This window comes from Pontibacter sp. FD36 (assembly GCF_015686655.1).
Lineage (GTDB): Bacteria > Bacteroidota > Bacteroidia > Cytophagales > Hymenobacteraceae > Pontibacter.
Map to the genome: position 1 here is coordinate 90,352 of NZ_JADPMP010000013.1, position 22,799 is coordinate 113,150.

24 protein-coding genes and 1 tRNA gene are annotated in these 22,799 nt (G+C 50.3%); 10 read left to right on the forward strand and 15 right to left on the reverse strand.

Annotation, left to right across the window (positions count from 1 at the left end; all coding sequences use genetic code 11):
- Positions 1-4 precede the first annotated feature (4 nt).
- From I0P70_RS18125 to I0P70_RS18135, 3 genes are all read left to right on the forward strand, one after another.
- Positions 5-1,387, forward strand: coding sequence for an ABC transporter permease (locus I0P70_RS18125; RefSeq protein WP_196120572.1), 1,383 nt, complete (start codon positions 5-7; stop codon positions 1,385-1,387).
- Entirely contained in the window at positions 1,384-2,469 is a 1,086-nt protein-coding gene (locus I0P70_RS18130; RefSeq protein WP_196120573.1) for an ABC transporter permease, read from the forward strand. Before I0P70_RS18125 ends, I0P70_RS18130 begins: the two co-directional genes overlap by 4 nt.
- A 203-nt stretch (positions 2,470-2,672) precedes the next feature.
- Complete coding sequence (locus I0P70_RS18135; RefSeq protein WP_196120574.1) at positions 2,673-2,924, forward strand: hypothetical protein; 252 nt, start codon at positions 2,673-2,675, stop codon at positions 2,922-2,924.
- A 173-nt stretch (positions 2,925-3,097) separates the two neighbouring features.
- Here the strand turns inward: I0P70_RS18135 and I0P70_RS18140 are convergent, their stop codons facing one another.
- Positions 3,098-3,334 carry a hypothetical protein gene (locus I0P70_RS18140; RefSeq protein ID WP_007658863.1) on the reverse strand — a complete coding sequence of 79 codons (237 nt, stop codon included), beginning with the start codon at positions 3,332-3,334 and terminating at the stop codon, positions 3,098-3,100.
- A gap of 256 nt (positions 3,335-3,590) precedes the next feature.
- Here I0P70_RS18140 and I0P70_RS18145 point away from each other — a divergent pair, with 256 nt between their 5' ends.
- Positions 3,591-4,637 carry an AI-2E family transporter gene (locus I0P70_RS18145; RefSeq protein WP_196120575.1) on the forward strand — a complete coding sequence of 349 codons (1,047 nt, stop codon included), beginning with the start codon at positions 3,591-3,593 and terminating at the stop codon, positions 4,635-4,637.
- Between the two features lie 93 nt (positions 4,638-4,730).
- Positions 4,731-5,204: a 23S rRNA (pseudouridine(1915)-N(3))-methyltransferase RlmH gene (gene rlmH / locus I0P70_RS18150; RefSeq protein WP_196120576.1), complete on the forward strand. Its 474-nt coding sequence runs from the start codon at positions 4,731-4,733 to the stop codon at positions 5,202-5,204.
- A gap of 135 nt (positions 5,205-5,339) precedes the next feature.
- Here rlmH and I0P70_RS18155 read toward each other — a convergent pair.
- From I0P70_RS18155 to I0P70_RS18195, 9 genes are all read right to left on the reverse strand, one after another.
- A tRNA-Ser gene (locus I0P70_RS18155) sits at positions 5,340-5,427 on the reverse strand.
- A gap of 80 nt (positions 5,428-5,507) precedes the next feature.
- On the reverse strand, positions 5,508-6,572 hold the full coding sequence (locus I0P70_RS18160; protein ID WP_196120577.1) for an asparaginase: 1,065 nt from the start codon (positions 6,570-6,572) through the stop codon (positions 5,508-5,510).
- A 3-nt stretch (positions 6,573-6,575) separates the two neighbouring features.
- Positions 6,576-7,343 (reverse strand): TatD family hydrolase, encoded by a 768-nt coding sequence (locus tag I0P70_RS18165; protein WP_196120578.1) that lies wholly within the window; start codon positions 7,341-7,343, stop codon positions 6,576-6,578.
- Positions 7,344-7,420: 77 nt separating this feature from the next.
- Complete coding sequence (locus tag I0P70_RS18170; protein ID WP_196120579.1) at positions 7,421-8,512, reverse strand: glycosyltransferase; 1,092 nt, start codon at positions 8,510-8,512, stop codon at positions 7,421-7,423.
- A complete protein-coding gene (locus tag I0P70_RS18175) occupies positions 8,509-9,144 on the reverse strand; it encodes a polysaccharide deacetylase family protein (protein WP_196120580.1) in 636 nt (211 codons plus the stop codon). Before I0P70_RS18175 ends, I0P70_RS18170 begins: the two co-directional genes overlap by 4 nt.
- 189 nt (positions 9,145-9,333) lie before the next feature.
- The gene (locus I0P70_RS18180; RefSeq protein WP_196120581.1) at positions 9,334-10,557 is read right to left on the reverse strand and encodes a GAF domain-containing SpoIIE family protein phosphatase; all 1,224 of its coding nucleotides are present in this window, start codon (positions 10,555-10,557) and stop codon (positions 9,334-9,336) included.
- A 221-nt stretch (positions 10,558-10,778) separates the two neighbouring features.
- Complete coding sequence (locus I0P70_RS18185) at positions 10,779-11,036, reverse strand: hypothetical protein (RefSeq protein WP_196120582.1); 258 nt, start codon at positions 11,034-11,036, stop codon at positions 10,779-10,781.
- Complete coding sequence (locus tag I0P70_RS18190; protein ID WP_196120583.1) at positions 11,029-12,162, reverse strand: glycosyltransferase; 1,134 nt, start codon at positions 12,160-12,162, stop codon at positions 11,029-11,031. The genes I0P70_RS18185 and I0P70_RS18190 overlap by 8 nt, the downstream gene beginning before the upstream one ends.
- A 5-nt stretch (positions 12,163-12,167) precedes the next feature.
- Positions 12,168-13,157: a lysylphosphatidylglycerol synthase domain-containing protein gene (locus I0P70_RS18195; protein WP_196120584.1), complete on the reverse strand. Its 990-nt coding sequence runs from the start codon at positions 13,155-13,157 to the stop codon at positions 12,168-12,170.
- A gap of 25 nt (positions 13,158-13,182) precedes the next feature.
- On the opposite strand from I0P70_RS18195, the gene ruvC reads away from it, so the two are divergent.
- The 4 genes from ruvC to I0P70_RS18215 all read left to right on the forward strand — a co-directional run bounded on the left by ruvC (position 13,183) and on the right by I0P70_RS18215 (position 16,849).
- Positions 13,183-13,749: a crossover junction endodeoxyribonuclease RuvC gene (gene ruvC / locus I0P70_RS18200; protein ID WP_040574461.1), complete on the forward strand. Its 567-nt coding sequence runs from the start codon at positions 13,183-13,185 to the stop codon at positions 13,747-13,749.
- A gap of 434 nt (positions 13,750-14,183) precedes the next feature.
- Positions 14,184-15,002, forward strand: a complete 819-nt coding sequence (locus I0P70_RS18205; RefSeq protein ID WP_196120585.1) for an ABC transporter permease — start codon at positions 14,184-14,186, stop codon at positions 15,000-15,002.
- The gene (locus I0P70_RS18210) at positions 15,002-15,781 is read left to right on the forward strand and encodes an ABC transporter ATP-binding protein (RefSeq protein ID WP_196120586.1); all 780 of its coding nucleotides are present in this window, start codon (positions 15,002-15,004) and stop codon (positions 15,779-15,781) included. The genes I0P70_RS18205 and I0P70_RS18210 overlap by 1 nt, the downstream gene beginning before the upstream one ends.
- On the forward strand, positions 15,782-16,849 hold the full coding sequence (locus I0P70_RS18215) for an MlaD family protein (protein ID WP_196120587.1): 1,068 nt from the start codon (positions 15,782-15,784) through the stop codon (positions 16,847-16,849).
- A gap of 64 nt (positions 16,850-16,913) precedes the next feature.
- On the opposite strand, the gene I0P70_RS18220 is transcribed toward I0P70_RS18215, so the two are convergent.
- From I0P70_RS18220 to rsmA, 5 genes are all read right to left on the reverse strand, one after another.
- The gene (locus I0P70_RS18220) at positions 16,914-17,312 is read right to left on the reverse strand and encodes an HIT family protein (RefSeq protein ID WP_196120588.1); all 399 of its coding nucleotides are present in this window, start codon (positions 17,310-17,312) and stop codon (positions 16,914-16,916) included.
- Positions 17,313-17,316: 4 nt separating this feature from the next.
- Complete coding sequence (gene greA, locus I0P70_RS18225; RefSeq protein WP_007658900.1) at positions 17,317-17,790, reverse strand: transcription elongation factor GreA; 474 nt, start codon at positions 17,788-17,790, stop codon at positions 17,317-17,319.
- Between the two features lie 318 nt (positions 17,791-18,108).
- On the reverse strand, positions 18,109-19,062 hold the full coding sequence (locus I0P70_RS18230) for an NAD(P)-dependent oxidoreductase (RefSeq protein WP_196120589.1): 954 nt from the start codon (positions 19,060-19,062) through the stop codon (positions 18,109-18,111).
- 4 nt (positions 19,063-19,066) lie between these two features.
- The gene (gene mgtE / locus I0P70_RS18235; RefSeq protein ID WP_196120590.1) at positions 19,067-20,419 is read right to left on the reverse strand and encodes a magnesium transporter; all 1,353 of its coding nucleotides are present in this window, start codon (positions 20,417-20,419) and stop codon (positions 19,067-19,069) included.
- A 4-nt stretch (positions 20,420-20,423) separates the two neighbouring features.
- Positions 20,424-21,203, reverse strand: a complete 780-nt coding sequence (rsmA, locus tag I0P70_RS18240; RefSeq protein WP_196120591.1) for a 16S rRNA (adenine(1518)-N(6)/adenine(1519)-N(6))-dimethyltransferase RsmA — start codon at positions 21,201-21,203, stop codon at positions 20,424-20,426.
- Positions 21,204-21,360: 157 nt separating this feature from the next.
- Here rsmA and I0P70_RS18245 point away from each other — a divergent pair, with 157 nt between their 5' ends.
- The gene (locus I0P70_RS18245) at positions 21,361-22,794 is read left to right on the forward strand and encodes a M17 family metallopeptidase (protein ID WP_196120592.1); all 1,434 of its coding nucleotides are present in this window, start codon (positions 21,361-21,363) and stop codon (positions 22,792-22,794) included.
- The last annotated feature ends 5 nt before the right edge of the window (positions 22,795-22,799 follow it).

Here is a 22,799-nt window from a genome sequence, read left to right on the forward strand (position 1 = left end):
TGCTATGGCCACTTTTATATTCAGGCGGCTTCTTCTGGCTATACCTACGCTCTGGTTTATAGCATCTGTCATTTTTTTGCTGAGTAAACTGATGCCAGGGGCTTTTGGGAGCACCAGCCTGGGGCAGCAGGAAGCGGGCTATTACAGCCGAAGCGATGCTACATCGCGCGAGCATAACTACCGCCAGTTTTTAGAGGCCACCGGACAGGACCTGCCGCTGTTTTATTTTAGTATCACCTCCGCCGCCTTACCCGATACCCTGCACCGTGTTTTCCCGGAGCGTGATCGTACCTTCCTGAAAAAGCTTTCCTGGCAGTATGGCAACCCAATGGCAGCCACCCACTTTTTCAGAAGCCTGAAAGAGTTTGAAAAAGTCCTGTCTGATACAGAGCGTCTGCAGATACAACAGCATCTTTTCTCAATCTATAGTCATCAGGAGCACGCCGAACTCCGGCAAGCCCTGTCAGATATAGCTCAGCAATTACCTGCCAGATCAGCTATCACTTCTGAGTTGATAGTTAAGGGTGACACCTTACGGACTGATTCCTCCAGCTATACCTATTTACTCCCATCTCTACAGTGGCACGGTTCCCAGAATCAGTACCACCGCTGGATAGCCGGTATGTTAAAAGGAAGCCTGGGAACTTCACTGCGAGACGGCAGGCCAGTGACCATCGTGCTTGGCGAAGCGGTCGGGAACACCTGGTGGCTGTTACTGGCCAGCATTGTTGTTGCGGCATTGCTTGCCCTGGAAATGGCCATCCTGATGATACGCCGCTCCGGGCGCATCTGGCGTAGCACGCTGCTTCCCTCTCTTTTCCTGCTGGATAGCGTGCCCCTCTTTGTCCTGGCCATGCTCTTGCTGGTGCTGCTGGCGAGTCCTGCATTTTTACAGCTTTTCCCGGTATATGGTATGGGCTACTACAGTACTTACGACCAGAACTGGCTACAGCAAACAGGTCAATGGCTGCAGTTCATGGCACTCCCGATGCTTTGCCTGGTGCTGGCCAACCTGCCTTACCTCACCAATCAGTTTTACCAAGCGATGGCAGGGGTCGCGGGGCAGGACTATATCCGCACGGCACGAGCAAAAGGTCTTTCTGAGCATCGCGTCATTCGTAGGCACATGCTGCGCAATGCCCTACTGCCCGTCATCACGCTTTTGTCTGATTACCTGCCTACCCTGGTGGCAGGGGCCGTCATTGTCGAGACCATTTTTGCTATACCTGGCGTTGGCCGATTGCTCATTGACACTGTACTGGCTCGTGACTATCCGGTTATAGTGGGCATCATTGTCATCGCAGCTGTATTCAGGTTGATATCGCACCTGCTGTCTGACCTGCTATATGCGCTGGCTGACCCGCGTATACGTGCCCAAGTATCATGAAAAAGCTATGGCACATAGCGCGTGAGGCATGGCAGCTGGCACCGGCCTTCAGGCTATCCTTGCTATACCTGATTTTGCTGGCTCTTGTCGCGCTGGCTCTTCCCTGGTTGCCACTTGCTTACGGGCCAAACGAACTGGACCTGGAGCAGATCTTCCAGGCGCCACTGGGTTGGGGAAACGAAACGAACAAACCCAGGCACTGGCTCGGAACGGATGGCCTCGGCCGTGATGTATTAGCTAATGTGTTGTATGGGATCCGCACGGCATTTGCCATCAGTCTGCCTGTTATGGTGATGGCCAGCCTGATCGGCTTAGCACTTGGAGCAATAGCGGGCCTTTTCGGAAACCACCGTCTGCGCCTAAGCCGGTCCTTGCTGGCAGCTTTGCTCTTCGCCCTGTTACCTTTTACCTATTATGGCATCTATCTCCCTACAATGTTGTACAGCCAGGGAGCCCCTTACTCTGATTTCTTACTCACAGGCACTGTTGCCATCAGCTTGAGTTTAGTGTTTGTACTTGTTTCTGCACCGCTTTTCAGACGAATGTCTTTTTTCAACAGGACGATTCATTTTCCAACTGATGAGCTCTTGCTAAGGATAATTGAGGTACAGACGAGCATCCCCCGATTAATTCTGATATTGGTACTAGCGGCTATAGTACCACCTACCCTGCCAGCTCTATCAGTGTTGCTTGTACTTACTTTCTGGACAGGAACGGCCCGGTTGGCAAGAGCAGAGATGCTCCGCATCAGAGAACTGCCCTTTTTTGAGGCCGCTACGAGTCTGGGATTCACACAAAGACGTCTTCTGGTGCGACATGCACTTCCACTCCTATTGGGGCCGGTGCTGGTCGCATTTTCATTTGGCTTAGCCGGTTTGCTCATGCTGGAGTCTACGCTGTCATTTCTGAACATCGGCGTGAGCACCGACCTAGTGAGCTGGGGCAGGATGATAGCCGGTATTCGCACTAACACGTCTGCCTGGTGGCTTGTTGCTATACCTGGTGCCATGCTATCGCTCACAGTCCTCGCCCTGCAGACTTTCAGCTATTACATTCTGCGTTTCTTACAGCATAAAAAGTAAACACTCCTTTGTTACTTTTTACCATATACCCTCTCACATACAGCTTGCAAATACCCAATTAAGAAGCTACCAAAGCACATTCTGTTAGTTAATTTATAATTATATTTAAAATAATTCAAGTTACCTTATGAAAATATGTTTCCTGTGTTAGGAGAATGCGTTACTGTATTATTGTATCATACAAAACCAAACTACCCAATCACATGAAGATCTATGAAAGCACAGTCGGTATGTCAAAGCAGAGCATTGGCTGCCGCAACAACTTAAAAACTACAAAAAGCAATTCCCAGGTTGAGGATTCGCAGGAATACTCTACCATTGATGGGGAGGTCATTAATTCGTCATTAGGCTCAGACGCGGTTAAGAAAGGAACTGGTCTGTTTATAGGCGATTATTTCGTAGGTATACTGGACTCGCTCTCCGGGGTGAACAACATGCCTTACCTACGCTACTAATACAAGGCCGCTACACCTTGAGAATAGAATAGAATAGAATAGAATAGAATAGAAATAGATTGAATAGATAATAATTGAATAGATAATATTAGTGTTGGTTGTTTGTGTTTAGATTAGGCATTTGCCCTGCAGTCCCCTGCAGGGCATTTGTTTTGTAGCCTATCTCAAAGGGCTTATACCCACCCTTTGCGCTCACTGAAGTGATTACAGCCGAACTGTGCCCCTGTAATCATCTCAAATTTTCTGGGCTTCTTGTCTTCCGGGCCTTCATGTACCAGCGGCAACACATAAGCCGGCTCCAGGGCATGCTGCCCGGTTAATTCATCGCACAAGCCAAATTCATTGCTTTGAAGTTGTACTTTATTTGGGTCCTGCTCCCAATGATTGCAGTTATTGCATGTTGCTTCCATATCTAAAATTTTTAAGTCCTACATTATTCTTCTAATCCATATTTACCTGTTATTACCCACAACAGGTTGCATACACCCCTTGTTATACAGTAATTTAGAATAAAGCTAAACAATCAAATCTGCTAAAACTTCACCACCCCTATCAGGTAGCTATCATTAATGGCAAAAGGTGCATGTCATATCCTTTACGGTACGCAGCGAGTATAAACTTTCAAGGAATAAAACTCGAAACAATCGCTACATATAGCTTACGTGCATGAAGCAAGAAATCTCATTTACCCGCAAAGTTGTCATTACCACCTCGGTTGTATTGTTATTAAGTGCTGCGCTGGCTTTGGTTTTATACGCTGTGCATTTTTTCTTCCTGGTGTTCGCCAGCATCCTGTTTGCGGTGCTGCTACGTGCCATGACCAATTGGCTGCATGATAAAACAGGTTTGGGCAAAGGGCTGGCTTTAGCACTTTCTTCGCTGTTGTTTTTCGGGCTGATTTTTCTTGCAGGTTGGCTTATCGCCCCTACCGTACAAGCGCAGATAGAAGATTTGCGTGAAACCCTGCCCTCTTCCATCGAACGACTAAAGGATCAGTTGGGCCGAACAAGTTGGGGCGCAAAAGCGCTCGACGAGCTCGAGAGCAGTCAGGAGAGCATGATGCCTGAAACACAGGAAATCGTTAACAAGGCCCAGACCTTTTTTACCTCCACTATCAGCATCATCACCGATCTGTTTATCGTGATTGTGATCGGTATTTTCTTCGCATCGAGCCCGGCACAGTACCAAAAGGGCATTGTAAGCCTGGTTCCGGTACGGCACCGCACACGGTTGTGGGAAGTGCTGGACAAAAGCTATGAAACACTCAAGTGGTGGCTATTCGGGAAGCTCGTCACCATGGTGTTCGTGGGCATTCTGACGGCCGTCGGATTGATGCTGCTCGGTATACCCATGGCACTGGCGTTGGCCGTTATCGCATTCTTCCTGGATTTCATTCCTACTGTCGGTCCCATTATTGCTTCTGTCCCAGCCATCCTGATCGCCTTTCTGGACGGCCCCATGGCGGCGCTGTATGTAGCCATCCTTTACTTCATCATTCAGTCTATTGAAAGCTATCTGCTAGCGCCCCTCATCTTTGAAAAAACCGTGCACATATCACCCGTGATCACCCTTCTCTCGCTGGTGCTTTTCGGTATACTGGTCGGTCCGCTTGGTGTGATACTGGCTGCCCCGCTGGTGGCTGTGCTGCAGGTGTTTGTGCGGGAGCTTTACATAAAAGACTACCTCGAGCGTGACCTGCCCAAAAATCAGTAAAGCTGCTTACCAAGTACTGATCTATACTTCCCTGATTCCGGCCAAATTTGCGAAACACGGCTTTTTGAGCGAAATTGGCAGAAAAAGTGCTACATGAAAATCAAGCTCATCGCGATCGGTAAAACTGACGAGGCATTTCTGGAAGAGGGTATACAGAAGTATATGAAGCGGCTGAAGCATTACCATCCGTTCGAGTTCATCATTATACCTGACATCAAACAGGGAGGAAAGTTCACAGCGGAAAACCTGAAAGAGGCCGAAGGCAAACTGCTACTTCAAAAGCTACAGGACGGCGACCATGTGGTGTTGCTCGACGAGAAAGGCAAAACCTTTACCTCTACCGAATACGCACATTTTCTGCAAAAGAAGCTCAACTCCGTCACCACTAACCTGGTTTTCATCATCGGGGGCGCCTACGGCTTCTCTCCTGCTATTTATGAGCGGGCCAACGACAAAATCTCTCTTTCTAAAATGACTTTCTCGCACCAAATGGTCCGCTTGTTTTTTGTGGAGCAGCTATACCGGGGTTTCACGATTCTGAGGGGGGAGAAGTATCATCATGACTAAGGTTTAGGCGTTCTCCTTATTGAAGGATCTAACTCAATAGAATCAAATTGGGGAAAGACACTTACTAAGAACCTTAAAATACGAAATAAAAGCGCCTGTAAGTTATTCACTTACAGGCGCTTTCGGGTTATGCAGCAGAGAGCAAGGGATTCGAACCCTTGATACCCTTTTGGGGTATACACACTTTCCAGGCGTGCTCCTTCGACCACTCGGACAGCTCTCTATTGTGGGTGCAAATATACGCCAATAACTTACACTATCGCAAATTTTTGACCTGCTATACCTTAAATATATTGCACTGGACTAGATGCTGATCTCACCGCGCAGGTTACTGGCAAGCAGCTCACGGGTTTGCGTTGCCGGTAGGTCGAGCCCCAGCACAAACATCAGCTTCGTAATCGCCGCTTCTGTCGTGATGTCATCGCCGCCGATCACCCCCATGTTGAGCAGAAACTTACTGGTTTCGTAACGGCCCTGGTCTACCCTGCCCTCGTCGCACTGCGATACGTTCAGGATGTAAATTCCCCTTGATATAGCATCTTCCAGCATCTCGAGCAGCCAGCCTGCTGTAGGCGCATTGCCTGCCCCGAACGTCTCCAGTACTACCCCACGCAATCCCGGCGCTTCCAGCACACTGCGCATTACCTGGGGTGTTATACCCGGAAAAAGCTTCAGGATCGCCACATTGTCATCCAGTTGCTGGTGCACGTGCAATGGTCTCTCCGGATGCGGCAAAATAGCGCTTTCATAAAAATCGATGCTAATACCGGCTTTGGCCAGCAGTGGGTAGTTCTCCGACTTAAAGGCATTGAAATGTCGGCTCTCTACCTTCTTAGCCCGGTTTCCTCTGATAAGCAGGTTATGGAAATAGATGCAAACTTCGGGAACAATGCTTTTCCCGTTAACTTTAGTGGCCGCAATCTGCAGGGCCGATATCAGGTTTGCGCGCGCATCGGTACGAGTACGCCCGATCGGCACCTGCGCACCTGTAAAGATGACAGGCTTCTCCAGGTTCTCGAGCAGATAGCTAAGCGCGGAGGCGCTGTAAGCCATAGTATCGGTGCCGTGCAGAACCACAAAGCCATCATAATCGGAGTAGTTATCGCGGATCAGGTTGGCCAGCATCAGCCAGTCACTTGGCGCCACGTTTGACGAATCGATGGCCGGCTCTATACTCAGCACCGTCAGCATATACTTGAAGTTGCTCAGCTCGGGTACTTTCTGCAGTATCTGACTGAAGTTGAAAGGCACCAGGTGGTGTTTTTCGTCATACACCATACCTACCGTTCCTCCCGTGTAGATGATCAGAATGGAGGCCTCCGCATGTGCGGGTGCGGCGGTGTCAATATGGGTTTTTACTACATCCATCGCTTAGAGTTTAAAGAGGTTGAGGGCGTTGCGGGTTGTGGTTTGTGCCACTTCCTCTACGGGCTTCTGCATCAGTTCGGCCACGCGGCGGGCTACCAGTGGCAAGTATACGGGCTCGTTGCGCTTGCCACGATGCGGCACGGGTGCCAGGTAAGGACAGTCAGTTTCGAGCACCAGGTTGTCCAGGCTCACATGCGGCAGTACCTTGTCCAGGCCGCCGTTCTTAAAGGTAGCCACACCGCCTATACCCATCAGGAAGCCCAATCCCTTCACCTTCTCTGCCTGCTCCACGGTACCCGAAAAGCAATGAAATATACCTTTCAGACTGCCGTCTTGCGCAGTGGCGATGATCTCATATGTTTCGTCAAAAGAGTCTCGGGTGTGAAGCACGATCGGAAGCTGGTGCTTTTTGGCCAGCTCCACCTGCACTCTGAGGGCCTCCTGCTGCTGTGGCAGAAAAGTCTTGTCCCAGTACAGGTCAATGCCGCACTCACCAACAGCTGCAAACTTGCGCTTGCCCAGCCATTCCTCCACCAGGTATAGTTCTTTTTCAAATTCCTTGTTCACTGAAGTCGGGTGCAGGCCCATCATGGCAATGCACTGGTTTGGGTGCTTCTCCTCCGTCTCCAGCATGATATCAATAGAGGTATGGTCGATGTTGGGCATGTAGATCTTCTCTACCCCCTCGGCCAGCGCCCTTACAAGCGCCTCCTCACGGTCCTGCTTAAATTGCTCTGAATAGATATGTGCGTGCGAATCAACTAAAGTCATCTGTGTCATTTTGGATCAAAAATCTCGTCACAAAGGTCCGAACTAATGGCTAAGGCTGCAAGGAGAAGTATAAACTCCTAATACTTCCTCCCCTTCCACCTGACTTTGGTAGGCAAAAAGAAGTAAATGATCAGGATGAAAGTAGTCACCAGCAGGTATAGCTCAAAGACAATGTAGTGCCACCAAGGGGCGCTTCGGCGCAGGCGCTTGAGGCAGATGTGCATGAAAAGGCTTTGAAATACAAGTTTGACGATCGCGATGCTGAGCGCTATACCTAGCGAGGCCTTGAAGAAAAACGGAATCAGAACAGGGTAGTAGGCCGAGTGCAGCACAAAAAGCGCAAACATGTACTTGGGCATATACATAGAGCCTCGCATCCAGCGTTTGCGTTGCTCCAGCAGTGCACCGTAATTTGGGGCGGGTGCAGACAAGGCCAATACGTTGTTGTTGTACAGATTCCGGAAGCCGAAGCCACGCTTCAGTATCTGATTAAATATAGCGATGTCTTCTGTGATTGAAAACGGAATGTTCTCAAAACCGCCCACCGATTCATAGGCCTTGCGGGTGAGCAGCATATTATTGCCCATGGTGGTAACCGGCATGTTCAAGTCACTGAATACCTGCATTAGCCCAATTGAAAACAGCCAGTCCATGCGCTGCATCTTGTCGAATAGGCGACTCCCTGTCACCGTGGTAAGTCCTGTCACAACACCGACTTTTTTGTCCAGACCAGCCAACATGGCCTTGATCCAGGTTGGTGGCACCTCGATGTCGGCATCGGTGAAGAGGAAGATGTCGGAACTTGCTTTCCGGGCCAGCTGCGCCAGCACATTGGCCTTGCCCCTTGCCTGCCCTACTGTGCAGGTAATCGGTAGACAGGTATAGCCAGGTTTGTCCTTTATATAGGCTTCTACCAGGGTCCGCGTCTGATCCGTGGAGCCATCATCACCTATCAGTACTTCGATCTTATCAGCTGGATAATCAAGTGCGGCAATGGCCCGCAAACAAGCCATAATATTGTGCTCCTCGTTACGGGCAGCGATCAGGATGCTGACCTGCGGAAAGTCCACAACCGTTGAGGTATAGCGCCTTCGGTTGAAGAGCAGCAACAGAAGAAGCGCTGTAAAGACAATAAAGTAAAGTATAAAATAGGTGACGGATACCATCATAGGGTCTGGAAGGTATAGCCCTGTGCGGTAAAATGGTCTAAAAAACGGGGCAGGGCGTATTGCATGTTTCGCTGGGCCTTCAGGCTGTCGTGGAATACGATGATGCTGCCGCTTTGGGTACAGCGAATGGCTTCACGCAGGCATTTTTCGGGACTGAGCGAACGGTCATAGTCGTTGGTGAGCACGTCCCACATCACCAGTTCATACGTTGGTCGCAGGGCTGCTGCCTGTTTCGGCGTAATGCGCCCGTAAGGAGGTCGGAAGAGCTTTGGCTGCGCTGCGTTGGGGTTTAGACGTTCCAGCTCCTGCTGACACTGCTGCACATTGTCGAGGTAGTGCTCCAGTGAAGTTTCCCAGCCACGCAAGTGATTGTGTGTATGATTAGCGAGCCTGTGCCGCTGCGCTAGTATCTGCTCCGCTATACCTTGGTACTTCACTAAATTATCACCTACAGCAAAAAAAGTAGCCTGGGCTTTGTAATGCGCCAATTGCTCCAGCACCCAAGGGGTCACCTCCGGTATAGGTCCGTCATCGAAAGTCAGGTATAGCACTTTCCCCTGCTCTTCCCGCAGCCAGGTATAGCCAGGCAAAAGCCGGCGAAGCAAAGCGGGTGTCTTGTAGAGGCGGAGCAAATTAATTGTTGATGGTTAATTGTTGATTGTTAAATCGCTTATTTTTAATCGCTTGCCTTATACAGTCAACTTGCGAGAGCTATCCTGCGGCAAATCACATAATTTTTCACAGGGTTTCGCTGCATGAGCAGGGGTACCACTAATCCTTACGAAGCTCAACAATCAACTCTAGGCAATCAACAATCAAAGCTATTTAAACCTACACGATAGCAGGGTAATATCGTCGTTGAAAGAAGCTTCTTCATTGAAGAGGTTGATGGCGTTGAGCAGTTGCAGGTGCAGCATTTTAGAGCTCAGGAAGCGGTTTTTCTGTAGGAAGTCGATCGTACCTTCAATACCAAATTCCGATTCATCTTCATCAAACACCTCTGTCAGGCCGTCGGTGTAGCAAAGTAGCACGGCATTGTGCGGCACATGAATCTTGCCTACGTTCATGAAAGGCAGCACATCGAACACACCCAGCATGGTGCAGCCGTCGTTTAGCAGATCGTGGGTGTTGTTTTCGTAGAGCAGAACCGGTGCGTTGTGGCCGGCGTTCACATAGCTCAGTTCGCGGGTACTGCGGTTAAAAATGGCGACAAAGGTAGTAATAAACTTCTCAGCGATCGCATTGCGGTAGATCAGGTGGTTGAGCTCGGAAACGACCGTGTTCAGATCCGATGTCTGACGTATGATTGTACGCAGCCCAGCCTGGAAATTCGACATCAGCAGCGAAGCTGGTACACCCTTGCCCGATACGTCGGCAACGCAGAACAGAAACTGGTCCTGGTCGATCTCGATGAAATCATAGTAGTCGCCACCAATGGAAGAGTGCGGAATATAACTGGCGTGTATAGCCACGTCTTTGTCGTTGGGCAGCTTTTTGGGGAAGAGCATGGACTGCACTTCACGGGCAATCTCGATCTCCTTCCGGATCGATTCCTGTGCCAGTCGCTGACGGGCCATGCGGTGATTTTCGATGGCCACGAGCATGATATTACTCACCGTCTGCACAAAGTTCAGCGCCTCAATATTGGTATAGTAGGGCTGAATCTTGCCGATCATCACAAAGGCGAGCACTTTGCCATTGTGCAGAATCGGGATCACGATCTCGAAGTTACGCCACTTCTTGTCCACGCTCAGCTTGGATATGCGGGTGATTTCCTTGAGTTCGAGAATGGTTTCGGGGAGGTGTTGCTTGGCGGCTTCCAGGTCGGTGCCAAAACTTACTTTGCAGTCCCACTTCTCGTCGTGCACAAACAAGGCCAGTCGGTTGATCTGCAACTGTGCGAGTAGCGTAAAGCGGTAGATTTTGTAGAGCGCCTCTTCGGGCAGGTTGTCGTTAATCGCCTGCGTGATTTCCAACAAGGCCGATAATTCCAGCTTTTTGAGGTTTAACTCTTGCTGTATGTTCGGAGCTACTATATCAGGCATTCGGTTTCATAGTTTAGGGTTGGCGAGAAACCCGCACTCGGGGGCTCTGCCGCCAGTTACACCTGTCACGCAGGCATATACCGGGTAAATTTACAAAAAATCAATCGCATTCTTTACCATACCCTACAATTCCTTTGAAATAATACGTATTCGCCACATGCGCACACTTGCAACCACGTAGTCCAGGTATTTGTTCGGCCTTGCGGTGAAAAATATCACCATCAGATAGAGTTATGCACTACCAACCCCGCTTTGGTGGCCAGGTAAAAGTACTCCTGACAATGCTTTCCAAATTTAGACTCATCGTATGCATGCTCCGTATCCGGGTCCGGGTACAGGATTCTGATATAGTCTTTGGAGATCAGGTCGCGCAGGGCCGCGCAGAGTTCTTCATCAGTTAGTGCGCTGGTGCTTTTGAGGTCAGCGTAGGACGTCACAAAATAAAGTTCGTCCATGATAGCAAATTCATTCTCAGTCATGATTTCGGATGGTTCGGCCTTTCCATGTATAGCGACCTGTGAGGCCGCTGATGGCGGTATATAGTACGTAAGGAATGTAAACAAGCTGCAGGGGGAGCATAAAAATCAGATAATTTTGCCGCCCCATGAAAGTCAGTATTTGGTTTAAAAACAGGAAATCTATCAGGAACTTAGCAGCATAGGCCGCCAGAAAAGTCCAAAACGAAAGCCAGCCCAGCAGTACGCCCGGTATGGCCAAGAACAGCAGTAAATTGACAACAAACACAGTAAGGGCCACCAACTTCACTGCCAGGCTCTGATAGCTCCGCCATTTGCTGGCCCAACGCACCCGCTGTGATATAAAACTACGCACCGTCTTACGTGCCTCAGTATGCACCATGGCTCTGGGATGCTTCAAAAAAGCAATTCGCTCCGGGTATAGCTGGTTTACTTTATGCAGCAAAAATTCATCATCACCGCTTGCTATACCTTCGTTTCCGGCAAAGCCTCCCACCTCTTGGAAAACTGCCCGGGTGTAAGCCAGGTTGGCACCATTGCACATATTAGGTTGTCGCAGTCCAATAGAGGCTCCTCCCACTCCGATCAACGATGCAAACTCGACCAGTTGCATGCGCTCCAGCAAGGTATGGGTATTATGGAAGCTCACAGGTCCTGACATGAAAAATGCCTGCTGCGTTTCGTAGGTATGGGCGAAGTATAAAAGCCAGTCCGGCTGCACACGGCAGTCACCATCTGTAAAGACCAAGAGCTCACTACTGGCCTGGGCTATACCTTGTTTGATAGCGGCTTTTTTGCCTGTAGCCTCCGTGTGCCCAGCCAGCCGGATCAAACGCAACTGCAGCTTAGTAACAGCTATAAATTCTTGAATCTGTTGAGCAGTGCCGTCATCGGAGTGATCGTCCACCACCAGTACCTCAAAGAGTTCCACCGGGTAATTCTGCATTTCCAGGTCCTGTAGCAGAACAGGTATTTGTTGCGCCTCGTTGCGAACAGGGATGATCACCGAAATTTTAGTGGCAGGTATAAACCCGGCAGGTATAGCCGGCACCAACAGGCGCTTCCAGGCAAAGAATGCGCGTATAATAAGCCAGCCGTATGCTAGCAACGAGAGCAACAATAGCAACATGAACATCAGGCGGCACCTCCTCTCCTGCCCAGCCTCAGGCGCAACACAAAAAACAACCCCACAGCACTCGGCACCACAATGTTGAGCAACCACAGGCTCAGGCTGGCACTCAGCACCTGCAGGCGCTCCTGCCCCAACAGTCCGAACACATACATGGCCGATAGCTCCCGCACGCCCAAATCCGACAGCAACGACACTGACGGCACCACTGACTTCAGGAAAAAAGCAGTCGACACGCCACTTATGTACTCCACCGGACTCAACCGCACCTCAAACAGCACCAGCAACAGCACAAACTGCAGTAGAAATACAAAGTAGCGCAGCAGCGACAGCAGCAGTACCCGGTTCATCTCCCCGAAGGTATAGCGCCCCATGATAGCCAGGTACTTGGCCAGTTTGCGCAGCGGACCAACCGCAGCAACCAGAGCCACCATAGCACGGGCATTGAAGAGCAGCAGCAGCATGGCCGTGTTGAGTACGAGCAATAGAAAAAACACACTCAGGCAGATAGCCGGGTAATCTCTCCAGTAAAGCAGCAAAGCAAAGTAGAACAGTCCAAGAGAACCCACCAGTACCGTCGCCACCAACTGACAAAACCTGCCGATGAAGACGGCGCCTATACCTTCCAACCGCTCTTTGCTTTTAAGCTCCAGCACCCGACCGGCGTAGTCGCCGAGTCGGTTGGGGGTGATGAAGCCGAGCGTGAGCCCGACCATGACTGCACGGAAAGCTCGCAGGTAAGAAATGCGCTCCAGTTTCTGCCCCAGCAGCTGCCACTTCCAGGCCTCAAGTCCCCAATTAGCAGGTATAAGCAAGGCACTCAGAATCAGTAGAAAGGTATAATTGTTTTGACGGGCAGCTTGCAGTATACCTTGCCATGATAACAGCGTGTCTGGTGTCGTGAATATGGCCAGGTATAGGAAGTATAGTGTGAGCAGCACCACGACAATTTTGCCGGCGACTAAAAGGAACCTTCTGTTGCGGGTAATGTTCAAGATATTGTCTTAAATTGCGCCTCCTATGGTTTACTCTTCTGCACTTCCACCCAATAAATTAATACTTGGCATTGACCCTGGCACACAAGTGATGGGCTACGGCTTGATTGAAGTGACAGGCTCCAAGGTAAAAGTAGTGCAGTATGGCGTTATTCACCTCAAAAGCTACAGCAACCACGCCATCAAGTTAAAGAAAATTTTTGACCGCATGATACAGCTCATCGACGAATACCTGCCTGACGAGCTGGCCATCGAGTCGCCTTTCTTTGGTGTGAATGTGCAGAGTATGCTCAAACTTGGTCGCGCACAGGGAGTTGCCATTGCAGCAGCCCTCTCCCGTGACATCCCTTATGTGGAGTACGCTCCCAAAAAAGTAAAACAGTCTGTGACCGGAAACGGCAACGCTTCCAAAGAGCAGGTGGCGAGCATGCTCGTACAGATCCTCAAGATCCAGCCCGACCCGAAGATGTTCGACGCCACCGACGCACTCTCCGTGGCCCTCTGCCACCATTACCAGAAAGGAAACAACGCTAAGAAAGGCGCCAACTCCTGGAAAGCCTTCCTGACCGATAATCCTGAAAGAAAGCTTTAATTTTACTGTATTGTTTGCCCTATCCTATCATTTCGACCTTCGGGAGAAATCTGGATGCAATACTGCTTTACGCCAGATTTCTCATTGCATTTGAAACGACAGGTAATCTGTTTCTCATACTTTCTGACTTACCCACTCTCAAACTCCCCAACTCCCCTACCCTTAAACTCCCCCAAGTATAAGCTTTTGAAAATATTTCGCAGATTTGTAAAAAATCGCCTCTATCTTTCGTAAGGCTTATAAGCCTGCTTGATCAGCATTGTGCGAGGGCGAAAATTCAGCCTGCACTTTATGCAAAATATCACGCCAAAACAAAGTTTAAACATGTTTTTGCGAACACAGTTAAACATAGCATCAGGCTTATTCTTAATTTTGAGTTAATTTGCCGCTGCCTATACTTGGGCCAGCGTACAGACGAATCCTAAAAAGCTTAAATGGATTTAGACAAAGATAAACCGGGAAGTGCTCCAGCCCGGCGCAGGTATGTAACGACACGCAGACTCGACAGAATATTTGTCGAGTTGGCCAATATATACCGTTTTAATGCGCGGTTTTTCAAGGAAATGTGGTTCCCGCCATACGAATTCAAAGAAATTATCAAGCAGTGTTACGAAATAGGCGTGCGCTCCCTGCCGCTCATCTCGCTCACTGGCTTTATCATTGGTATCGTATTCACCAACCAGTCGCGTCCCTCCCTTGCTGACTTTGGTGCTACCTCTCTCCTGCCTGCCCTTATTTCTGTGGCGATCATCCGGGCCATCGGTCCGCTGGTAACGGCGCTTATTGCAGCCGGCCGGGTAGGTTCCGCCATTGGTGCTGAGTTGGGCTCTATGCGGGTAACCGAGCAGATTGATGCCATGGAGGTGTCAGCCACCAATCCCTTTAAGTTCCTGGTGGTGAGCCGGGTGCTGGCCTCTACTTTAATGATTCCGGCGCTCACGATGTATACCACACTCGTGTCCCTACTGGGCGGCTACCTGAATGTGCACCAGAACGAGTTGACAACGCTTACCACTTTCTTTTACCAGGTATTCGATGCCATCACTTTTCTGGACATCGTTGCTTCTTCTGTAAAGTCGGTGATCTTTGGCTTTACCATCGGTATGGTAGGTTGTTACAAGGGCTACAATTCTTCTAAGGGCACTGAGGGCGTGGGCAAAGCGGCCAACTCGTCGGTGGTAACGGCCATGTTCCTTATTTTTATTGAAGAGCTGCTTATCATGCAGGTCATTAACGCAATCAGAGCTTTTTAATGGAGGCAAAAGAAATAAATCCCAATATCGATAGAAACGAGAAAGTGATTTCTATCCGGGGCCTCAAAAAAGCATTCGACGATTTTGAGGTTCTCAAAGGCGTGGACCTGGACCTGTTCAAAGGGGAAAACCTGGTCGTGCTGGGTCGTTCAGGGACAGGTAAGTCTGTTCTGATCAAGATCATCTCGGGCCTGCTGTATGGTGACGAAGGCTCTGTCAATGTGCTGGGCAAAGAAGTCGGCACACTGAAGCCGCGGGAGCTGGATGCGCTTCGGCTCAAGATCGGTTTCTCGTTTCAGAACAGTGCCCTTTACGACAGTATGACCGTACGGGAGAACCTGGAGTTTCCGCTGGTGCGGCACGCCAAACACATGTCGGAAGGTGAGCGGGAAGAGCTTATCCATTACGTGCTGGAGGCCGTAGGACTTGCCCAGGCAATCAACCAGATGCCTTCTGAGCTATCCGGTGGTCAGCGCAAGCGCATCGGTATCGCCCGTACGCTGATCCTGAAACCCGAGATCATGCTGTATGACGAACCTACCGCCGGTCTGGACCCGATCACCTGTATTGAAATCAATAACCTGATCAACGAGGTGCAGCGCAGGTTCAATACCTCTTCTATCATCATCACGCACGACCTTACCTGCGCCCGCGCCGTAGGAGACAGAGTAGTGATGCTGCTTGACGGACAGTTCCAGCGCGAAGGTACGTTTGAGGAAGTGTTCGACAGTCATGACGAACGCGTACAATCATTTTATAACTACAACTTTATAGACTAGATGAGTTCTGCAGATAATAAACGCACAGTTATAGTTGGCATTTTCACTTTCCTGGCGATCGTGATCCTGGTGGCAGGTATCTTTACCTTGGCCGGTCAGCAGAAGCGACTGATCAGCACAATCACGATTACGGCCATATTTGACGATGTGGCCGGTCTGCGCACAGGCAATAATGTCTGGTTCTCGGGTGTAAAGATCGGCACGATCAAATCCATCAACCTTTATGGTGACTCGCAGGTAGAGGTGGTCATGAACATTGAGGAGAAGGTGCAGCAGTACATCCGCAAAAACGCCTCAGCCCGCATCAGCTCTGAAAGCTTTATCGGTAACAAGAACATCGTGATTGACGGTGGCACCCAGTCAGCCTCACCTATTCAGGACGGGGACCGTATAACGGCTGTGAGTCCGCTCAATACAGATGACCTGATGGAGAAGCTGCAGCAGAACAACGAGAACCTGGTAGCGATCACCGGCGATTTTAAGCAGCTTACCTCCCGATTGGTAAACGGCGAAGGTACAGTAGGAGCCCTGCTAACGGACACCACCATGGCTCAGAACTTCCGTGATGTGGTGGGCAACCTGCAGCGTACGTCACAGAGTACCGTGAATGCCTCCCGCTCCCTTTCTGCTTTCACCAACAAACTCAACTCACCAGGCGGACTGGCCAACCAGCTTGCGACTGACAAGGAAGTATTCCAACAGCTGAAGAATTCGATGACGCAGCTTGAAGAGGCTACCGCTTCAACTTCTGAAATATCCGAAAATCTGCGCACGGCCAGCAGCCGTCTGAACAATAACAACAGTGCCGTGGGCGTGCTTCTGAACGATCAGCAGTTTGCCCGTCAGCTGCAAAGCACGATGCAGAACCTGGAGACCGGAACTGAAAAGCTGGACCAGAACATGGAGGCGCTGCAAAGCAACTTCCTGTTCAGAGGCTTCTTCAGACGTCAGGCACGCGAGCAGGCCAAGCAACAGGAACAGCAGAAACAACAGCCTGCACCGCAACAGGTGCAACCCAAAGACACCACCAGGCAAGAGTTTAAACCTTCCATCCTGATAGAAAACTAAGCACAAAGCAAAGGGGCGAATCTTTCGGATTCGCCCCTTTGCTTTGTTACAGCCTTGCTATACCTTAAGCCGTGTATTCCTTCCGGATCTTTTCGGCTACTTCTTCAAACTCTTCTTTACTGAACTTCTGTTTGTTGGCAAAGTTCATGTCTGCCATCTTATTCAGCGGTATCAGGTGCACGTGCGCATGGGGTACTTCTAGCCCTACCACCGCTACACCAATGCGCTTGCATGGCACCGCCTTTTCTACTGCAGCAGCCACTTTTTTGGCAAAGGCCATCAGGCCCAGGTATAGCTCGTCGTCCAGGTCGAACAGGTAGTCGATCTGTTGCTTAGGGATAACGAGGGTATGGCCTTTGGTCGTGGGAAACACATCCAGAAAGGCCAGGTAGCGATCATCCTCGGCTATTTTGTAAGCGGGGATCTCGCCTTTTACAATTTTAGTGAAGATAGATGGCTCCATAAGCTTAGCGACTAATTTCCAGTATTTCGAACTCGATCTTACCAGCTGGTACGGTTATCTCGGCTTTTTCGCCGACTGACTTGCCCAATAATCCTTTACCGATCGGAGACTTTACCGAAATTTTGCCCGAAGCCAGGTCTGCTTCTTCTTCCGCTACCAGAGTATAGTCCATCACCATGTTGTTCTTCAGGTTCTTGATCTTCACCTTGGAGAGAATCAGTGCCTTGCTCGTGTCGAGGTTCGATTCGTCTATGAGACGCGCGTTACCAACCACTTCCTCCAGTTTGGCGATCTTCAGCTCCAGGTGCCCCTGTGCGTCTTTAGCAGCGTCATACTCGGCGTTCTCGCTTAAGTCGCCTTTGTCGCGTGCCTCTGCTAGCTGGCGGGCCACTTCTGAGCGGCCTTTTGTCTTAAGGTCGTGCAGCTCTTCCTTCAGCTTTTGTAAACCTTCAGCGGTGTAATAAGAAATGTTGCTCATAATATGTCTTCACGTTTTAAAACACAAAAACAAAAAGAACGGCTATGTGAAACATAACCGTTCTTTTTGCCTAATATGTTGATGATTAATTTTTTCTTCTTCAGCCTGGCTGCTTCAAAGCAAGCCGGGAATTCTGGGCAAGCCACATGCACACGGGCATCCCCCAGTGGCACTGTGTTGAGCAAATATACAAATTTATTTTAATACAAAATTTTTCTGCAATACTTATTTGCAAGCCTCTGAAGGCAATCTTTTAAGTGCCAACATCTCTTTTATACGTAAACCCGGCAGCATAGGACAGCCCCGGGGCAGGTATTCTCAAGAAAGCTTTCCAGCCTCCTGCAAGGCCCGTATTTTCTGTACCAGCACCTCGTTTATCTTCACATAAGACTCGTGGGTCCAGCCAGCGATATGGGGCGTGAGCACCACATGATCAGCCGATCTCAGGTAATCGAAGTTACGGCTTTGCTCCTCGGTCAGACTCTGAAGCTTTTCATTTTCAAGCACGTCTAGTGCTGCTCCTTTAAGCATGCCCGTTTGCAGATGCCTTACGAGCGCTGACTGGTCTACTACCTCCCCGCGGGAGGTGTTCATGAACCAGATCGGCTTGCTGAAGCCCTGGAAAAAAGCATCATCCGCGAAGGCCCGGTTTTCGGGAATATAGGGTATATGCAGACTCACGATATCAGCTTCTACCTGTAAAACTTCGAGCGACACAGGCTCAGCCGGAGCAGAGATCTTTTCAGGGGCGAAGCGGTCGTAAGCCAGGATACGGCACCCGAAGCCACTCAGCACACGGGCAAAGCTTTGCCCCATATTTCCGTAGCCGATGATGCCAACTGCTTTGCCGCTGATCTCCTCCCCCCTGTTTTCTTCGCGCAGCCATACCTTGTCGCGCACCTGCCGGTCGCCACGTGTGATGTTGCGCATCAGACTGAGCAGCATACCTAAGGCGTGCTCCCCAACCGCCTGCCGGTTGCCTTCATTGGCACCGATCAGCGCTATACCTCGCTCCTGCAGCGCTTCGGCATCGATGTTATCCAGCCCGGCACCTGCCCGTGCCACAAACCTGAGCTGATCAGCTAGCTTAATCGTTTCCGCTGTAATACGCAATTTGCTCCGCACGATCAGCCCCTCAAAACCCACTAAGGCATCGCATACCTCAATCGGCTTGATGTCCGGCCGATAATCATAGGCTATACCTATACCTTCCAGCATAGGAAACAGACTATCATGCACTTCGTCGATGATCAGGATGCTAGGTTTTGCCATGGTGTTATAAATCATATAGCATATGCGCTACACCAAAGTAAATCGCCAGCCCCAGCAGGTCATTTGCAGTTGTAATAAAAGGTCCGGCGGCAACAGCAGGATTCACGCCCATCTTATCAAGCAGCATCGGGGTCAGCGTTCCCATCAGGGAGGCCAGCATCACAACCGAGAACAGCGCGACCGATACTACCATCGACAGTTTCAGGTCCTGCCGGAAAAGGTAGGAGAAGCCGAAAACGAGCGCGGAAATAATCAGGGCATTCAGCAGGGCAACCAGAATGAGCTTCAGGAGACGCTGGGCGAAGTTCTCGAAGATCACGGCATTGGAAGAGAGCGTTTGAATGATGATGGAAGAGGACTGTATACCTACGTTACCACCCGTCGCAGTAATAAGCGGCACAAACAGCGCCAAAGCCGGTAGCATAGCAATGTCGGCTTCAAAGAAACCCATAAAATGTGCCGCCAGCAGACCACCTACCATGCCAATCACGAGCCAGGGTATACGGGATCGCGAGATGCGGAACACACTGTCATCTTCCTCTACATTTTCTGAGATACCCGTCATGAGCTGGCGGCTGAGTTCGGCCTGTTCCTGCATTACATCGATCACGTCGTCGATGGTGATGCGGCCCAGCAAACGGCCCTGTATGTTCACGACAGGTATAGCCTCCAGGTCATATTTCTGCATGACGGCCACTACCTCGTTTTCGTCCCGGAAAGACTCAATCGAAATCACGTCCTCATTATAAATCTCCTTTACCAGCTTATCATCTTTGGAGAGCAGCAGCGCTTTGATACTTAGTCGACCCAGCAGGATGTCGCGGTTATCCACTACGTATACCGTATAGATGCGCTCCACATCTTCCGCCTGCCGACGAATCTCTTCAATACACTGCCGTACGCGCCAGTTGATGTTTACTTTGATAAGCTCTTTCGCCATCAGACCACCGGCACAGTCTTCTTCGTAGTGCAAGAGGTCTAGAATGTCATCCGCTTTCTCCTCATTTTCGAGTAGGGCGATCACCTCTTCACGACGCTGCACATTCATCTCGTTCAGAATGTCCACGGCGTCATCCGAGTCCATCAGGTTGACGTAGCGGGCTATTTCCTGGCTTGTGAAATAGGCAAGAAAATCTGTGCGGATGTCATAGTCGAGGTCACTGAGAATCTGTGAACCGATATCGGGAGGGAGGAGGTCAAGCACGTACTTCGACTCGTTGGTATCAAGCTCGTATAGCACCGTGGTGATGTCAGCCGGATACATGTCGGACATGGATTCGAGTATGAACCCCTTGTCGTCGCGTGTGATCGCCTCTTCAACCTGTTCTATGTATTCACGTGTGATCTCTACCTGCATGGTATTATATGTTCTGCTCTACGAGCTGGGTCAATGCTATAAAATCCTCTACTGACAGCTGTTCCGCTCTTTTGTCAAAAACGGGCTGCGTAGTCACCTCCGGTGGGAGATTAAATGTCTTGAGGCAGTTACGTAGCGTTTTGCGCCTTGTTCCAAAACTGTTTTTCACCACCGAGAAAAAAAGCTTTTCATCACATGGCAAACTCTTTCGGTCATTGCGTACCACACTGATCACGCCTGACTTTACTTTGGGTGGTGGGTGAAACACGTTTTCGTGCACGGTGAACTTATAATCAATGGTATAGAAGGCTTGCAGGAGCACACTTAAGATGCCATAAGCTTTATTACCCGGAGGTGAAGCCAATCGTTCCGCCACTTCCTTCTGGATCATGCACACGACCTCTGGCACCACATCGCGGTGTTCGAGTACCTTGAAAAAAATCTGGCTGGAAATGTTGTAAGGGAAGTTACCGATGATGGCAAACTTACCCGGGAATAGTTTGCTCAGGTCCGTCTTCAGAAAGTCGGCCGAAATAATGCGGTCGCCCAAAGCCGGAAAGTGCTGCTGCAGGTAGGCAATGGACTCGCGGTCGATGTCCAGCACCGTGGTGCGGTACTCCTTATGCTCGAGCATGTACTGCGTAAGCACTCCCATGCCCGGGCCGATCTCCAGCACATCCTCTACTCCGCCGGGCAAAGTCAGTTGCTCCACAATCTTGCGGGCGATGTTCTGGTCGACCAAAAAGTGCTGGCCTAAGTGCTTCTTCGGACTTACTTTGCTCACATGCTATGCGTTATGGCACCGGCTTGTTGAGACAAATTCACCGGAAACCCGTTATACCTTATTTATATGCGTCACCCGATCGCCATACCTGTGCGCGGGCTTTTTCGCATTACACTATATACTTACTATATTGCGTGCTCAAAGATACGAATGACAAATGCCAACACAACTCAAATACAATACATCGGTAGGTAAAAATACAGACGTAGCCCTGATTGTGCGGGCTGATCAGACGGATTCACTCGCAGAGCTAAGCTCAGACGAAACCGCCTACCTGAAACGTCAGCTAGAAGCAGAAGCGAGGATCGTTTCCCTGAACCGCTATACCCAACGGGTATACGTGGTGGTATACGCCGAGGGTAAAACAGAGAACGCCACCAGAGAGAACCTGCGCCAGGCGGGCTATGCCCTGCTCAAGCAACTCAAAGCCGACAAGGTAGAAGAGCTTGCCATTAAGGACCTCACCAAATCAGAAGCTAGTCCTTACCTGGCTGAGGGCCTATACCTGAGCAACTACCAGTTTCAGAAGTATAAGACCAAAAACAACAAGCCAAATTCGCTGCAGACGATCGTGCTGACAGACGATAACCTGTCGGAATTTGACGTGATGGAGCTACAAAACGTGCTCGACGCTGTGACCGTAACCCGCGACCTGGTGAACGAGCCGAACAGCCACCAGAGCGCTTCGCAGTTCAGCGAGCAGCTCGTAGAGCTCGGTGAAAAAGCAGGTTTTACGACGCAGGTGTTTGACGAACTGCAGATACAGTCACTCAAAATGGGCGGACTGTTGGCCGTAAACCAGGGTAGTGAGGAACCGCCAACCTTTAATATACTGGAGTGGAAACCGGAAGGCGCTGCCAACAGCAAGCCTTATGTGCTGGTAGGCAAAGGTGTGGTATACGACACCGGCGGACTCAGCCTGAAGCCAACGCCGCAATCCATGGACTACATGAAGTCTGACATGGCTGGCGCTGCTGCCGTGGCGGGTGTGATGTACGCACTGGCCAAGAACAATATACAGCTGCACGTAATCGCGCTTATACCTGCCACCGACAACCGTCCGGGCGGCAAGGCCTATGCGCCAGGCGACGTACTCACCATGCACAACGGCATGACGGTGGAGGTGCTCAACACCGACGCCGAGGGCCGCCTGATCCTGGCTGACGCCCTGAGCTTTGCGCAGAAGTATAAGCCAGAGCTGGTGATCGATATGGCGACCCTGACAGGAGCCGCAGCCCGTGCCATCGGCAAAGAAGGTCTGGTGGCGATGAGCAATGCTGGCGACGAGGTGATGACTGCCCTGAAAAAAGCAGGCGAAGCCGAGCACGAGCGCATCGTGGAGTTTCCACTTTGGGATGAGTATAAGAAACACATCGAGTCGGACATTGCCGACATCAAAAACCTGGGCGGTGCCGAGGCAGGCGCTATCTCAGCGGGTGTGTTCCTGGAGTATTTCACGGATTACCCTTGGGTGCATTTCGACATTGCCGGCACGGCCTATCTATTAGGTGAGGACTCTTACCGAGGGAAACTAGCCACTGGCTCAGGCGTGCGCCTCGTTTACAACTACCTTAGCTCGCAGGCTAACTAAGCAAA